This window comes from Sphingobium sp. FG58 (assembly GCF_057809055.1).
The window spans coordinates 45467-61281 of record NZ_JBMDJF010000013.1; the positions used below are offsets into that span (position 1 = coordinate 45467).

Sequence of the window (15815 nt, forward strand, 5' to 3'; positions counted from 1 at the left end):
CTATATCCCGATATTTGTGACGGGTTCATGATGGGCGCAATCATGACATGTCATTCGTCCAGACTTCATCGTTCCGTCACGAATAGTGCATCAGCCTGTTATGAATGTCCGACATGGGCGGGTCATGCAGTGCTTCCGTCAGCCGCTATCGCAGACCGATAAAGCTATCGTCGATAGCGATTGTGAAGCCGTTTCGCCGCCGCACGTCCTGGTCTTTCTTCATGCCCCCGGACCGGGCGGAGTCGAACGCATTGCACTGCGGCTGATCACGGGGTGGCGGCGGGCCGGGATGGACGTGCGCCTGATGCTCGGCGATCCGGCAGGCCCGATGCAGCATGATCTGCCGCCCGGCAGCGCCACCCAATATCTGCCATCCTGGCCGTTGATCGGTCGCCATCTGGCTACCCTCCGCCTCCTGATCGCGACCTTGCGCGCCATTGATGCGCACCGTCCCGACATTCTGTTTTGCGCCGGCAATGTCTATGCGATCGTCGCCGTGCTGCTGAAATTGCGGCTCGGGCGGCGCTGTCCGCTCATTCTGGCCAAGGTCAGCAACGACCTGATGCGATCCGATATGCCGGCGATCATGCGGCCTGTCTATCGCCTCTGGCTGCGCATACAGGGCAAGGCGATCGACCATTTCGCCGCCCTGTCCGATCCCATGGCGCAGGAAGTGACGGCACGGATGGGCGTCGATCGCGCGCGCGTGCATGTCGTACCCAATCCGGTGCTGGCGCTGGCCGATCTGGATGCCGTTGCGGCACTGCCTTCATCGTCATTGCCGCGACAGGGCAGGCATTTCGTGGCCGTCGGTCGGCTGGAGCGGCAGAAAAATTATCCGCTGATGCTGCGCGCCTTCGCAGCGGGCAGCGGACTGGACGACAGGCTGACCATCTTCGGGGCAGGCCGTGCGCGTTTCCGGCTGGAACGCCTTGCCGACCGCCTCGGCATCGCGGCGAAAGTGAATTTCGCCGGATTCAGCCCGGATATTCGTTGCCAGTTGCCACACCATGATGTGCTGCTGCTTTCGTCCCGTTATGAAGGGCAGCCTGGCGTCGTGGTCGAGGCGCTGGCGTGCGGCCTTCCGATCATCGCCACCCGCTGCTGCGCGAGCATGTCGCCGCTTTTGGACGATGGTGCGCTCGGCACGCTGATCGATGGCGGCGATGAAGCTGCGTTCGCCGATGCCATCCGCACCGCGCACCGTGATAGGCAGGACCGCCCGCGCGCTCGCGAAAAGGCGGCGGCGTTCACCATCGAACGCGCCGTCCCCGCCTATCGCGCGCTCTTCCATCACATGCTGGCAACGCCCCCGCACCCGCGGGGCGCTGCCCTTGCCAGGCCCCGTTCGCAATCCCCTCTGGAGGCGCAGCTATCATGAGCCATGCCGATGCCCTTTCCCCGCTGATCCATGCGCCGGGTACAGGCGCGATGCTGGACCCGACCCCGCTGGTCCGGTCCGGCCGCAACTGGACGGCATGGTTCGGCCCGCTTATCTCCTTTGCGATACTGGCGGTCGTGTTCGTTCAGATCGGCTCGTTCGATTTTCACAAGCTTATCGCCATGTTGCCGCGCACCCCGCTTTTCTGGCTGGTGTTCGCGGTGACATACAGCCTGACGCCGCTATGCGACTGGGTCATCTTCAACCGGCTATGGTCGATCCCCGCCGGTGGCCTGTCGGCCCTGTTCCGCAAGCGGATCAGTAACGAACTGCTGCTCGGCTATGTCGGCGACGTCTATTTCTACGCCTGGGCGCGGCGGCATGTGACGATGGCCGGATCGCCCTTTGGCGCGGTCAAGGATTCGGCGATATTGTCCGGCGTGATGGGCAATATCGTCACGCTCGCGATGCTGCTCTTCACGCTGCCCCTCCTGTCATCGCTGCGGCTGGCGATGGACGGGCGGGCGCTGGGGATATCGCTCACCATCCTTGTGGTGACCTCCTTTGGTCCCATCCTGTTCAGTCGCAAGGTGTTCAGCCTGCCCTGGCCGGAACGGCGGATGGTGGCGGGGGTGCATCTGGCGCGGATCATCGCCAATGTACTGCTCTATGCGACATTGTGGCACCTGCTGCTGCCCGATGTCGCGTTGAGCTGGTGGTTCATGCTGTCGACGCTACGGCTGGTCCTGTCCCGTCTGCCGATGGTGCCGAACAAGGACGTGCTGTTCGCAGGCGTGGCCGTATTCCTGGTCGGGCGTGAGCTGGAAATTGCGCAGGTTTTGGCGGTGATCGCCAGCCTGCTACTCGCCGCGCATCTGCTGGTCGGGCTGATCCTGGGCCTGAGCGGCCTTGTGAAACAGCGGAGGCAGGCATGAAAACCCTGGCGCTGTGGGCAACCAGCATCATCGCCGCTGCGGCAGTCCCGACCATCCCCTCGACCCCCGATCTGGGTAAGGCGGAAGCGCGCTGTCGCCCCGGTGAGAATGGCCCGTCCTTGTTGCTCGACATCGTCGGCCTCAAGGATCGCGAAGGCCGCCTGAAGGCGGAAGTCTATCCCGCCAACGATCAGGACTTTCTTCAGGACGATAATATCCTGATTTCTCAGGGCAAGATTTTCCGTCGGGTCGAGGTGCCAGTCGGGCAGGGCTCCACGCAAAACGGCTATACTGCGCAAATCTGCGTCCGTGTGCCGGGGCCGGGCCGTTATGCAGTCAGCGTGCTGCATGATCGCGACGGCAACCGGAAATTCGGGCTTTCGGTCGATGGCGTCGGCTTTGGCGGCAACCCGAAACTGGGCATGGGCAAGCCCAAGGCTGCGTCGGCCACGCTGGTCGTCGGCAACGGTCCTACGCGCGGGCGGATTATCATGAATTATCGCCGGGGATTATTGTCCTTCGGCCCGGTCAAGGCGCTTTAGGTTATGCGGATCGTCGATATATGCGCCTTTTACGCACCGCAGGGCGGGGGCGTCAAAACCTATGTCCGGCACAAGATGCTGGCCGGGCCTGCGCGCGGCCATGAAGTCATCATTCTCGCCCCTGCCGCGCAGGCGCATGTCGAATATTTCGGCGATCATGGGCGCATCGAATATGTGCCGGGTCGCCGCTTCCCGCTCGACGGGCGCTATCATTATTTCCATGACGAAGCCGCTTTGCACGCCCGGCTGGACGCCCTGCGTCCCGATCTGGTGGAGGCATCGACGCCTTGGGGCAGCGCATCGATGGTCGCCAACTGGCGCGGCGATGTACCACGCAGCCTGATCATGCACGCCGACCCATTGGGAAATTATGCCTATCGCTGGTTTCGCAGCCTTGCCAGTCGCGAGCAGATCGATCGCGGGTTCGACTGGTTCTGGCGACATTTGCGGCGTCTGGACGCGCGCTTCGATCATATCGTGTGCGCCAGTGACGAACTGGCGACGCGGCTGGCCAATGGCGGTTTGCGGCATGTCATCACCAACCGCATGGGGGTGCAGCCCGGCATATTCTCCCCCCGGCACCGCGACCCCGACTTGCGGCGACGGCTGCTGCAATGGTGCGACCTGGATGAGGATGCGCTGTTGCTGTTCGGCGCGGGCCGTCACGCCCCGGAAAAACGGTGGCCGATGATCATCGAGGCCGTGACCGCCTGCGGCTTCGATCGTCCGGTCGGCCTCGTCATTGCGGGCGATGGCCGCGCCCGCGCCAGCGTGCAACGCGCCGCGGCCGACAATCCGCATGTCCGGCTGATGGCGCCGGTAACCGACCGCCATGCCTTCGCCAGCCTGCTCGCCAGCGCCGACGCGCTGGTCCATGGCAGCGAATCCGAAACCTTCTGCATGATCGCGGCAGAGGCGCGGGCCAGTGGCATTCCTATGTTCCTGCCCGATGGCGGGGCGGCGGCGGATCATCTGGTGCCGGGCGCTGGCCATCATTACCGCGCGGCGGACGCATCCAGCCTGGCCGCCGCCATTCGCCTGTTCCTGATGCAGGGGGCAGCGGATCATCTTGCCAATGCCCGCGCCGCCGCCGCCGACACGCGCACGATGGACGCGCATTTCGCCGATCTGTTCACCCTCTATGAAGGGACCAGACGGAGCCTTCCGCTCGCTGCATGACAGTTACTGGTCGGATCAGTGACGCTGCCGCCATGGAACTTTCATCATATTGCAGTGCGGAAGAAACGCGCACGACTCATTGGCGGGCTATGACCACGCCAGCCATTGGGGGGCATCATCATGTACAAGACTATGCGAGCCATGCTGTTTGCAGGGCTGGTCAGTTTCGTCGCGACCGGATCGACCAGCAGCAGCCTGCCATATCGTCTCGATATGGCGCAGCTATTGCCGGACGGCGGCAATACGACGCTCTCCATGATGACCTATAATATCAAGGGTTTGCCCTGGCCGCTCGCCTTTGATCGGGATGCGGCGCTGGCGCGGATCGGCGGGCGTTTGCGCGCCCTGCGGCAACGGGGACAGCAGCCCCATATCCTGGTGTTGCAGGAAGCCTTCACGCCGCAGGCGGCAGAGATTGCGCGCACGTCCGGCTACCGGCACATGACCTTCGGACCGGATCGGCTGATGCGCTCGCCGATCGCGCCTGCAACGGCGGATCGGGCCTTTCTTGCTGATGCCCGGTGGGATCGTGGTGAGGCGATGGGGAAACAGACCGACAGCGGCCTCATCATCCTGTCCGATTATCCCATTCTGCGCGTCCAGCGCCTGGCCTTCCCCGATTTCGCCTGCGCCGGGTTCGATTGCCTCGCCAACAAAGGCGTGGTGATCGCCGACATACAGGTGCCTGGCGAAGAGAAGCCCGTCGCCATCGTCAATATCCACCTCAACGCGCGCAAGGCGTCGGGCGTTTCCGTGGCGCGATCGCTGGCGGCCTATGCGCGACAGGTCGATCTGACCGCGCGCTTCATCGCCAGCGCCGTCCCGCGCGACCGCACATTGATGATCGGTGGCGACATGAACATTGGCGGCAATGGCGATCGCACGCGCATCTTCTTCGACAGCTTTTCCCGCCATGGCCTGTCGTTCGTGGCAGAGTCGCAGGGCGGCGCGCAACTCGCCCTGCAACAGGCTGCCATCCCCGCTCCGCAGGCGCGCGATGATCTGATCCACGCCACCCAGCGCCGCAAGGACTGGATCTTCGCGCGCGCCGGGCAAGGCACAGCGCTCGTCGTGAAAGGCGCGCATGTGCCGTTCGGGTCGGAGCCTGACGGTCAGCCGCTCTCCGATCATTTCGGCTATGTCATCGCCTATGACCGCCAGCGCCCGCAACTGGCGCTGGCCGATGCCAGCCCTGCGCCGAAAAGCGAGTATCGCTGATGCGCAGCCTGTATCTGCTCGGTCTGGTCGCGCTGGCGCTCCAGAGCGGCGCCGCATCGGCACAGGACATATTCGTCGATCAAAGCATCAGCTTCACGCTGAAGCCTGCGATCCGACGATCGCCCCTGCTAGAGGCGCGCAGGACCAGCCCGGATTATGGCTGGATCGGCGCGATCCGTCCGCTGCCCGGTGATGAGCCAGACCATGTCGTGGCCCTGCGCCTCCAGCGCCAGAGCCGCCGGTTCATCGGGGCGCAGGCGGATATTTTACCCGCTATGGGCGCATCAGGCTACGACCACCGCCCGCGCAGCCGTACGCGGATGTTGTCGGTCGAGGATCATTTCTCCCTTTCCGATCAGGTCGCGATGACGCTGGGCTTTGCCGGACTGAAAGTCAGCAACCGCAATGCCAATGTAACGATCGGCAGTGGTGATGATCGGCTGCGCGCGCGGGACTGGTTCCTGCCCCACGCCGTCGTCCACTACCGACCCACACCCGCAATCACGCTGTCGATGGACTATAACGAATCCATGCGCGCCTATGGCGATACCGGCTTTACCGGCCCGCTTGGCCTTTCGCGCCCCGATTTCGAGGCTTTGCGCCGCTCCCTCCGCCCCGAAAAAAGCCGGGTCGCGTCGATCGGTGGTCAATGGTCGGGCGGTGACATGATGGTGACGACCAGCCTCTATCGCGCCGACATCCGCAATGGTCTGTCCTTTGCCGACCGCGCCTATCTGCCCACCAATATCGGGTCCGCCCGCCTGTTAGGCGTGAAGATGATGGCCCGGCACCAGCTGACGTCGCATCTCGACTGGTCCGTCCGCTATCAGCAGGCAGCGGTGGACACCATGACCGGGCGATCCGTGCAGGAACGGGAAATGGCCCTTGCCGCCGCATGGACCAGCGGGGCGTGGCGTGTCGCGGCACAGGGATCGCGCACCGGCCGCGCGGCCCTGGCTGCTCTTGGCACCCAGCAATCGCCCCTGCGCGCCGAAGGCAGCATCGAATATACGCCCGTGCAACAGGGGCGCCAGCGATTGCGCCTTGCCGCACGCTTCATCAATCCCAGCCGTCTGGTCAGCATCGGCCTCTCCGGCCCGACCGCGATGGGCAGCCTTCATGCCGTCGATCAGACCCGCGCCGTCATGTTCAGCGCCGACATGGGCTGGTAAGCATCCGGCCCTGTGATGACCAAGGCTGTCCGCGCTTCCCCGCTGTGCATTTTCCTGCTGTTGCTAACGGTGCTGCTGGGCATTGCGGCTTTCCGACCGATCGACCATGACGAAGGGCAATATGTCGCCGCAGTCGCATTGATGCGATCGGGCCTGCCCTATCGCGATTTCGCCTATCTCCAGACGCCATTGCAACCCCTGCTTTTCACGCCGCTGGCCTGGCTGTGCGAGGGCTGGCTGTTCCTCGCCCTGCGCGCCGTCAATACCCTGTGCGCAGCGGGGGCGGCGGCGCTGTTATACCAGACCGTATGTCGGGTGGGAGGGTCGCGGCGCAGCGCCGGGATTGCAGCCATGGCGCTCGTCACCAGCCATGCTTTCCTGTTCGCCGCGACAGTTGCGCGGAACGATGCCCTGCCTCTATTCCTGCACATGGCCGGTCTCGCGCTGCTCATCGACGCGCTCGGCACGGGTCGCCGCCCGCTATTCTTCATGCTCGCCGGGCTTCTACTGGGCGCGGCGGCTTCGGCGAAGATCAGCTATGGTCTGCCCGCCGCCGCCATCGGCCTGTTCGCGCTGGTCAATATTCGACGGCTCGGCCCAATGAGTGTCCTCGCACTGGCGGCGGGCGGGATCGCCGGTGGATTGCCGACCCTGATCCTGTGGGCGATCGCACCGGATGCGGCCTGGTTCGGCATCATCGACTATAGCCTGAAGGCGCCGCTGGAATGGCAGATGCTGAACCAGCGCACCTATATGGTGGAAACCCCGCTCAGCGCGCTGAGGCTGCTGCGTTTTCTGGCGCAGGGATCGGCGCTGCTGGCGCTTGTCGCGATGGGGGTGTCCATCCTGCGTCGATCCGCAAAATCCTCCATGACGACAGCTCTGCTCGACTATGTGATCCTCGCCGGGTTGATCGCGGCATGGCTGCCACGGCCCATCTATGTGCAATATCTGGTGCCGCTGCTGCCTGCGCTGTTTCTCCGCTTCGGCCTGATGCTGGACGATCCCCGCTGGTCGCGCCCCGCCGCCATCGCGGCCCTGATGCTGTGCATGGCGGCTGGCATGGCCGAAACAGCCATCCGTATCGCCCCGAACATCGCGCGCGCCCACAGTCCCATCCTGTCGGCGACCCGTGATGCCCATGCGATCGGGCAAAGCGTGCGCGCCGCGGGCATCACTGGCCCGATCGTCAGCCTGGCCCCGGAACGGGTCGTGGACAGCGGCCTTCCGCTCGATCCGCGTTTTGCCGCCGCTCCCTTCCTGTTCCGCACCCGCGACCTGCTCACCCCGGCGCAGCAGGCTGCCTTCCATGTGCTGAACGGCGCAAGCGTCGCGAACGGCCTGACCCGTCATCCCCCCGCCGCGATCCTAACCGGACAGGAAAGCGCGCCGTCCCCCGCCAGTCCGGAGGGGCTTGATTCGTCCCTGATCGCCTGGGCAAGCGCGCATGACTATCGCGCCACAACGCTGCCGTCAGGGGAGGGGACGCTATATCTCCGGCCGGAATGATTGCCGATACTGCTAAGGATGATGGGCAAATGGCGCGCTCCGGTTTCCCCATGACGCCCTAATAATCAAATTTGACGTTCAGCCCATAGGCGCGCGGCGCCGCAGGCACAGCCAGATCGCCCAGCGCGCTGCCCAGCTTCTGGACATGATATCGCGCATCGGTCAGGTTCCTGACCCACAATTCCACGCCCCATCGCGCGGACGGGCGATATTCGATCGATCCGTTGACGACACCAAAGGCTTCCTGGCGCAGCCGATTGTCGACCTCGAAATAATAGCCGTCATTATAGCTGTAGAGCGCCGAAAACAGCAATTCGCGCTCATCGCCAAGATCGGCGGTGTAGGATGCGCCGATATTGGCGGCAAAACGTGGGGCGAGCGGCGTGTCATTGCCCTTTGCGCTGCCCAGACATGTCAGGTTGCCGCCCGTGGCCGCGCCTGTGGTCTGACCGGCTGCCGGACCCGTCGGCGTACAGACGGCAGGACGGGGGTAGGTGAAGGGCGCAAAGGGAAAATCCGCGAATTTGGAACGCATCAGCGTGGCTGACCCGAACAGGCGCAGCCCGTCGATCGGTGCGGCCTCGAACTCCGCCTCTACGCCGTCCACATCCACCGACGCGGCGTTCAGCAATGTCGGCTGCGCGCCCAGCGTCACTGCGGCGCGAACCTGATAGTCGCTGATATCATAATGATAGGCCGACAGGTTCAGGCGCAGCCGTCGGTCGAACCATTCGGTCTTTAGGCCGACTTCATAGGCGTCGATAAATTGCGGGTCGACCGGGGGATTGGCTGGCGACTGCAAGGCCCAGAGGCCCGACTTGAAGCCCCGATTATAGGATGCATAGACATTGATATCGTCGGTCAGGTCCTGGCGGATCGCCAGCCGGTAGGTGAATTTGCCATAGGTCAGAGAATCCGTGCGCGGCGCGAGCGACTGGCCGATGAACAGGGGCGTTCCCGGCACCAGCCCGACGGGCGTCTGTTCGCCACGCAGGGTGCGATCGTCGCGGGTATAGCGTAGTCCCGCCGTGACATCGGTGGATGGCGTCAGCGCATAGGTCGCTTCGGCAAAGGCGGCATAGGATTGCGTCCGCATCGATGCCGACAGGTCCGATCCTGCATCCACACCGCCAAAGGCCGTGCCACGCTGCTGCTGGTTCACCAGCGCCGCCTTGTTGCGCAGGAAGAACAGGCCGGTCTGCCAGCTCAGCGGTTCGGTATCGTTGGACGAAAGGCGGATTTCCTCCTGGAAGGAATCCGTTTCGGAATGGATCGCATAGCGCGCCAGCGGCAATTGCGCGCCATCGGGGTCGAGCCCGCTGCGGGTCTTGTTGCCCCGAAATCCGGTAATGCTGGTCAGCGTCGCCCAGTCCAGATCGAATTCCGCGGTCAGGTTGAAGCCATAGATGCGCTGGCGCACACGCTGATAGGCGGATGTGTTCGTATTATAGTCGCCGGGAAATTGCGTGCCGCCGGTGCCTACCGATCCTTCGGCAACATGAAAGATGGACGCGAAATCATCGTCGGATTTGCCGTATTCGCCCGACATCATGATTTTCGTCCGGTCATTGGGTCGCCACACCGCCTTTGAGCGCGCGCCCCAGTGCCAGCCAAAGCCGACCTTGCGTCCGGTCGCCAGATTGCGGCCCCAGCCATCGACCTGCCGCGTTCCGGTCAGCGCTATATCGGCGCTCAGCCTATCGGTCAGCGGGCTGGCCGCATATAGCTGCCCGCTATAGCTTTCATAATTGGCAATCCCGACCTGCCCTTTCACCACGACATCGCGCCCCGGTTCACGCGTGATGACATTGATCAGACCACCGGACGCATTGCGGCCGAACAAAGTGCCCTGTGGCCCTTTCAGCACCTCGATCCGCTCGATATTGTTGAAGCGAAAGACGGTCTGGCCAAGATCGGGCAGATAGACGCCATCGACATAGATGGCATTGGCTCCTTCCTCGCCCGTACCACCGCTGGTGTTGCCCACGCCGCGCACGAAAAATATGCCGGATGGGCCAGACCGGGTCAGCTGGACGCTCGGCACCGCCTGCGGCAGGCTGGTCGTGCCGCCAATTCCCCCGCTCGCCAGCGCATCCGCCGTGATCGCGGTCACCGCGATCGGCACATTCTGCAGATTCTCTTCCCGCCGCTGCGCCGTGACGACAATTTCGTCCAGACCGCCGCTTTGCGGAGCCGACATATCCTGCGCCTGTGCGGGTATGGCCAGCAAGGCGGTGGCCATCGCCAGGGCTGCACTGGTCGTGCGATGATCACGTGGCGCGCGAAAAGCTGGTGAAACTGTCATGGCATCTCTCCCTGTAGCGGCCCAGGGTGCCGATGTTGGGCATCGGCTTCTCGGTCTGGACCGGCGCTACCCTATCAAGCCGCCGGAGGTGATCGACCGCGAAGTCCCACTAGTGCCTGCCGGATCAAGCGGTCATTCCCGCTCCATCAAGCCCGTTCCATCCCGGTCGATGACGCGGCAGTCCACCTGCCGGGACGGGCCGGACAGCATGACATTTGGGCGGGAACTGGCGGCGCGCTCCAGCCTTATTCGGGGAGGGCGATCGCCCGCGCGGCCAATATCTCTTCCAGATGATTGACCGGATCGCCCGCAACAACGCCGCCTTCCACCGGCAAAGTGATGCCGGTAATCTGCAACGCGCGATCGCTCGCCAGGAACAGCGCCGCCTGGGCAACATCGTCGGGCTGCCCCCGGCGCTTGAGCGGCTGGTTCGACAGATAGACCGCGTCGATCGCTGCATCGACCTTTGCCGCTACATCTGCTGCTGCACCTTCCGCCCGGAAGGATGAAAGATTGGTGCGGATATGGCCCGGCACCAGACAATTGACCCGGATGTCATATTGGGCCAGATCGATGGCGGCCGACTTGGAAAACTGGATCAGTCCCGCCTTGGACGCGCGATAGCTCATCATCGCCTGCCCCGCGAGCATCCCGGCGATCGACGCATTGTTCAAAATCACGCCGCCGCCATGATCCTTCATGTGCCGCGCCGCAATCTGCGTTCCCAGCATCGGACCCAGCAGATTGACGCCCATCACCCGCTGAAAATCGTCCAGCCTGTCATCGATGAAATGCGGGAAGGGCGCGCAGCTGATACCGGCATTGTTGAACAGGATATGCAGCCCGCCAAAGCCGGTGACGGCACGGTCGATCAGAGCCTGGACCTGTTCGCGCTGAGACACGTCCGTCGCCTGAAACATCGCGGACGGTCCCAATGCCGCTGCCAGCGCCTCGCCTGCCGCTGCATCAACGTCGGCGATCACGACCTTCGCGCCTTCGGCAACGAACAGTTCCGCCGTTGCCCGGCCGATCCCGCCTGCGCCGCCAGTGACGATGGCGACCTTGCCCGCCAATTCTCCCGCCATGATGGTCAGCCCCGCCGCGTGAAACGGATCGGCAGCCGCTCGATCGATTGGGTCGCGACGGTCGGCAGATAACGGATGTCCGCCTCCGCAATGGCCAGTTCGATATTGCCGATACGCTTGACGATCTCGCGCGCCGCCACCTTTATCTCCATCCGCGCCAGCGCCAGTCCGACGCAGCGATGCACCCCGCCGCCAAAGGACAGGTGCCGCCCGATATTGGGCCGGTTGAGGTCGAAATCGCGCGGCCGGGGAAACACATCCTCCTGATCGTTGGCGGACGCATACATTAGCAGCAAATGCGCGCCCGCAGGTAATGTCCGTCCGCCCAGTTCAACCTCACGCGTCGTCATGCGCGAAAGACCCCGCACCGGCGGCTCGATCCGCAGCAATTCCTCGACAAAGCGGTTCATCAGCCGGTCGTCGTCAGCCGACTCCTGCAATAATGTGGCGATCTCCGGCCGGGTGGCCAGAATGTAGAACAGATTGCCCAGCGCCGTCGCCGTCGTCTCGTTGCCCGCGATCAGCAGCGCACGGACCAGCGACACCGCCTCGGCAAAGCTTAACCCCTCGCCATCGGCGTCGCGGGCGTGGACCAGATCGGAAATCATGTCCTCGCGCGGATCGGCCTGCCGGTCCTGCATCTTGGCGATCAGATAATGTTGCAGGTCGCAAATCTCGCGCGCATGGCCCAGCATCTGTTCGCGATCCTGCATCCGTCCGATCTGCGCCGTCACCGCGATCGACCAGCGCTGGATGCGGTCCTTCATGTCCCAGTCCAGCCCCAGCTGCTCGCAGATGATCCGCACCGTCAGCGGCACGGCGAAATCATGGATGGCGTCCGCCTCGCCCCGCGCCGCGACGCTGTCGATCAGGTCGACCACCACCTTCTCGATCCGCGGTTCCAGCGCCTTCACCCGGTGCGCGGTAAAGGCCTTCTCCATCAGCTTGCGGATGCGCGTGTGATAGGGCGGGTCCGACATGATCGCATCGGGGAAGTAACCGCCGCCCTCGCGCTCCAATATCTCCTGAAATTCCTGCTGAAACCCCTTGGCCTGCTGGGTGTGATAGCCCTTGTTCACCGAAAAGGTGATCGGGTCCTGCTGGATCGTCGCGATATCCTCGTACCGCGACACCAGATACATGCCCAGCTTCTCGTCCCAATGGATCGGGTCGTCCCGGCGCATCGCGGCGTAAAAGTCACGGGGCCGCGCCGATATCAGCGGATCGGTCATCGATCCGGTTGCGAGCAGATCGCGCTCCGCCAAATTGGTCATCGCCTGATCCTTGTTCATTGTTGCGCCACCACGACGCGCAGCCCGTCAAGCGCGCCCGACAGGCGTATCTGACACGCCAGACGGCTGCTGGCCGTCGCGACGTCCGCCACCATGTCCAACATGGCAAATTCGATATCGTCGGGCTGTCCCGTCCGTTCGACCCAGTCCGGGTCGATATGGACCAGGCAGGTTGCGCAGGAACAGGCACCGCCGCAGTCGGCGGCAATGCCGTCAATCCCGTTCGCCTTGGCCAGTTCCATCAGCGACTGGTCCCCGGACCCGCCATCGACCTGTCGCTCCACGCCGTTCACATCCACAAAGGTGACCTGCACCATCGGCTATATTCTCCTTTTGCCCGGCAGAATGGCCGATGGCGGCACGCACGGAAAGGCATGGTGCCGCGCACCGGCTTGACTGGCGCGGCAGGCGCCTTCGCGCCGAGAGGAAACGCCAAGTGCGCGTGCAGTCATTGGGCCGCAGGCGGCAAGGGCATAGTCTGATCGGCAGGAGAGGATGTCATCTTGCCGACCACGCTCATCACCAATGCCACCATCTGGGACGCCACCGGCGCCTTGCCTTTTGCAGGCGCCTTGCTGGTGGAGGACAATCGCATCCGGCACGTGACGGCCAGTGCGACGGAACCGTTGCCCCCGGCCGACCAGATTATCGACGGCACCGGCATGACCTTGATCCCCGGCCTGACCGAAGGCCATGCCCATATATCCTTCGGCGACGCCGCCTCCACCGAGGATCTGATCAGCCCGTCGCCCGAAGCGCACACGCTCCTCACTGCGCGTATGGCAAAACTGCTGCTCGATCAGGGGTTTACCAGTTGCTATGGCGCGTCGGCCGCCAAGCTGAAGCTGGATGTCGCCGTCCGCGATGCGGTCGATGCGGGCCATATTCCCGGCCCCCGCATCCGTGCCGGATCGACCGAGATCACCGTAACCGGCGGCATGGGCGACGAAAGCAAGCTGCACAATCCGCGCATCGGCATCAGCTGCATCGTCGATGGCCCGGAAGAAATGCGCAAGGCCGTTCGCCTCGCGATCCGCGAAGGGTGCGACAATATCAAGCTCGATGTGTCGGGCGATCCCTTCTATCCCGGCAGCCCGTCGCACGTTACCCCCATGTCGTTCGATGAAGTGAAGATGGCGGTCGATACCGCCCATGCCTTCGGCCGCAAGGTGAACGCCCATAGCCGCTCGATCGAAGGGACGAAGCATTGCATCCGCGCCGGGGTCGATGGCCTGTTCCACGTCGAATATGCCGATGAAGAAATGCTCGACATGCTGGAGGAAGCGCGTGACCGCATCGTCATCGCGCCGTCCATCGGCCTGTTCCACAGCATGATCCATTATGGCGAGCCGTGGATCCCGCGCGCCGTGGCCCAAGCCATGGGCATCCCCGCCCTGATCGAGCAATCGGTCAACACGCATACACAGCTGCGCAAGCGCGGCATCCGTCACCTGATCGGCGGCGACTATGGCCTCGCCTGGAACCGGCAGGGGACCAACGCCCGCGATATCAAATTGCTGATGGACTATTATGGCTATGATGCGCCCGGCGCGCTCGCCTGCGCCACCCGCAATGGCGGGCAGGCGATGCGGGACGAGGGCGACCTTGGCACGCTGACGCCCGGCGCGCTCGCCGACATGCTGCTGGTGGATGGCGATCCGCTGGCCGACGTCACGATCCTTCAAGACAAAAACCGGTTGGCGATGGTGATGAAGGACGGGGCGATCCACAGCATCGCGCCCGGCCTCTGCACGCCTGCCGCCTCTGACCAACGGAGAGTTGCATGAACATGGAATCCGGCCCGATCGAACCGGGCGATGCCCGCTGCCCGGCGATCAGCACACAGGATATCATCGCGCGCGACAGGATCGCCGCGCCCGGCTGGGTCCGGTCGGAATCCTATGCTTTTCTAGGCAGCGAGGATGTGTCGAAGGACCGCTATATCGATCCAGACTATGCCCGTCGGGAAATGGAAAGCCTGTGGACGCGCACCTGGCAATTTGCCTGCCGGGAAGAACATATCCCGGAGGTCGGCGACTATCAGGTCTATGATATCGGTCGCTACAGCCTGATCATCACCCGCGTCGCGCCCGATGACATCCGCGCCTATGTCAACGCCTGCCTCCACCGCGGCACCAAGTTGCGCGCATCCGGCTCGGCGGGCTTTGCCAGCGAGTTCAAATGCAGCTTCCACGGCTGGAGCTGGAATATCGACGGCAGCAGCAAGGGCATCGTCTGCCCATGGGATTTCCCCCATGTCGATCCCGCCAATAACAGCCTGCCCCAGGCGCGTGTCCAGACATTAGGGGGCTTTGTGTGGATCAACATGGACCCTGCGGCCCCCAGCCTTGAGGCGTATCTTGGTCCCGATGCGCTCGCCCATATCCGCGCCTGGAAGCTGGAGGACCGCTATATCCACCTCCATGTCCAGAAAAGCTTTCCGGCCAACTGGAAATTGACGGTCGAGGCCTTCATGGAGGCCTATCATGTGATCGAAACCCATCCGCAGGTCGCCCCGTCCAACGCCGACGCCAACACCCAATATGACGTCTATGGCGATCATGTTAACCGCTTCATCTCCTGCCTTGGCGTAGCATCGCCGCATCTGGAGGGGCGCTTTTCCGAACAGGATATTCTCGACCAGTTCACTGTCGGCGATGCCTCGGTCCTGAGCGAGGACCGGCCCACCGTTGGCGATGGCACCGCGCGGCAGGCGATGGCGGACCTGTTCCGCGGCATGTTCGGCCAGGCCACCGGCAGCGATCTGTCGGCGACTTCGGACAGCGAGATGCTCGACTGCTTCTCTTACACGATTTTCCCCAACACCTATCTCTTCCCCGGCGTGTCGCTGCCGATGGTCTATCGCTTCCGGCCCGATCCGAAAGATCATCGCCGCTGCATTTACGAAGTGTTCTTCATGCGCCCGGTGCCGTCGGACGGACAGCGCCCGGAACCGGCCGAACCTATCGTCCTGACCGACGATCAGAGCTTCTGCGACGCACCCGGCATGGATGCCGGTTTCGGCAAGATATTGGATCAGGATACCGACAATCTCTTCCTCCAGCAGGAGGGGCTGGAAGCATCGGCCAAGCGCGGCCTGACGCTGGGCAATTATCAGGAAATCCGCATCCGCCATTTCGAGCAGGCGGTCGACCGCTATGTCGCGATGCCGCCCCATCGTCCCACGCGCTGAGGAA

Annotated in this window: 13 protein-coding genes; 9 read left to right on the forward strand and 4 right to left on the reverse strand. The window is 63.7% G+C overall.

Annotated elements, in window-relative coordinates:
* The first annotated feature begins 124 nt into the window (after nucleotides 1-124).
* From ACODR8_RS14685 to ACODR8_RS14715, 7 genes are all read left to right on the forward strand, one after another.
* A complete protein-coding gene (locus ACODR8_RS14685) occupies nucleotides 125-1381 on the forward strand; it encodes a glycosyltransferase (protein ID WP_489007941.1) in 1257 nt (418 codons plus the stop codon).
* Nucleotides 1378-2316 carry a hypothetical protein gene (locus ACODR8_RS14690; RefSeq protein WP_489007942.1) on the forward strand — a complete coding sequence of 313 codons (939 nt, stop codon included), beginning with the start codon at nucleotides 1378-1380 and terminating at the stop codon, nucleotides 2314-2316. Before ACODR8_RS14685 ends, ACODR8_RS14690 begins: the two co-directional genes overlap by 4 nt.
* On the forward strand, nucleotides 2313-2858 hold the full coding sequence (locus tag ACODR8_RS14695) for a DUF2141 domain-containing protein (protein WP_489007943.1): 546 nt from the start codon (nucleotides 2313-2315) through the stop codon (nucleotides 2856-2858). Before ACODR8_RS14690 ends, ACODR8_RS14695 begins: the two co-directional genes overlap by 4 nt.
* Before the next feature lie 3 nt (nucleotides 2859-2861).
* Complete coding sequence (locus tag ACODR8_RS14700) at nucleotides 2862-4037, forward strand: glycosyltransferase (RefSeq protein WP_489007944.1); 1176 nt, start codon at nucleotides 2862-2864, stop codon at nucleotides 4035-4037.
* Nucleotides 4038-4157: 120 nt separating this feature from the next.
* Entirely contained in the window at nucleotides 4158-5255 is a 1098-nt protein-coding gene (locus ACODR8_RS14705) for an endonuclease/exonuclease/phosphatase family protein (RefSeq protein WP_489007945.1), read from the forward strand.
* Entirely contained in the window at nucleotides 5255-6427 is a 1173-nt protein-coding gene (locus ACODR8_RS14710) for a TonB-dependent receptor domain-containing protein (RefSeq protein ID WP_489007946.1), read from the forward strand. Before ACODR8_RS14705 ends, ACODR8_RS14710 begins: the two co-directional genes overlap by 1 nt.
* Before the next feature lie 15 nt (nucleotides 6428-6442).
* Nucleotides 6443-7936, forward strand: coding sequence for a phospholipid carrier-dependent glycosyltransferase (locus ACODR8_RS14715; RefSeq protein WP_489007947.1), 1494 nt, complete (start codon nucleotides 6443-6445; stop codon nucleotides 7934-7936).
* Nucleotides 7937-7994: 58 nt separating this feature from the next.
* Here ACODR8_RS14715 and ACODR8_RS14720 read toward each other — a convergent pair whose 3' ends face one another.
* The 4 genes from ACODR8_RS14720 to ACODR8_RS14735 form a co-directional block, all read right to left on the reverse strand.
* On the reverse strand, nucleotides 7995-10241 hold the full coding sequence (locus ACODR8_RS14720; RefSeq protein WP_489007948.1) for a TonB-dependent receptor: 2247 nt from the start codon (nucleotides 10239-10241) through the stop codon (nucleotides 7995-7997).
* A gap of 245 nt (nucleotides 10242-10486) precedes the next feature.
* Nucleotides 10487-11326 carry an SDR family NAD(P)-dependent oxidoreductase gene (locus tag ACODR8_RS14725; RefSeq protein WP_489007949.1) on the reverse strand — a complete coding sequence of 280 codons (840 nt, stop codon included), beginning with the start codon at nucleotides 11324-11326 and terminating at the stop codon, nucleotides 10487-10489.
* A 5-nt stretch (nucleotides 11327-11331) separates the two neighbouring features.
* Nucleotides 11332-12600 carry a cytochrome P450 gene (locus ACODR8_RS14730; RefSeq protein WP_489007950.1) on the reverse strand — a complete coding sequence of 423 codons (1269 nt, stop codon included), beginning with the start codon at nucleotides 12598-12600 and terminating at the stop codon, nucleotides 11332-11334.
* Between the two features lie 14 nt (nucleotides 12601-12614).
* Entirely contained in the window at nucleotides 12615-12935 is a 321-nt protein-coding gene (locus ACODR8_RS14735; RefSeq protein ID WP_489007951.1) for a 2Fe-2S iron-sulfur cluster-binding protein, read from the reverse strand.
* A 186-nt stretch (nucleotides 12936-13121) separates the two neighbouring features.
* On the opposite strand from ACODR8_RS14735, the gene ACODR8_RS14740 reads away from it, so the two are divergent.
* Both ACODR8_RS14740 and ACODR8_RS14745 read left to right on the forward strand, forming a co-directional pair.
* Nucleotides 13122-14405, forward strand: a complete 1284-nt coding sequence (locus ACODR8_RS14740) for a metal-dependent hydrolase family protein (RefSeq protein ID WP_489007952.1) — start codon at nucleotides 13122-13124, stop codon at nucleotides 14403-14405.
* Nucleotides 14402-15811, forward strand: coding sequence for an aromatic ring-hydroxylating oxygenase subunit alpha (locus ACODR8_RS14745; protein ID WP_489007953.1), 1410 nt, complete (start codon nucleotides 14402-14404; stop codon nucleotides 15809-15811). The genes ACODR8_RS14740 and ACODR8_RS14745 overlap by 4 nt, the downstream gene beginning before the upstream one ends.
* Nucleotides 15812-15815 lie beyond the last annotated feature (4 nt).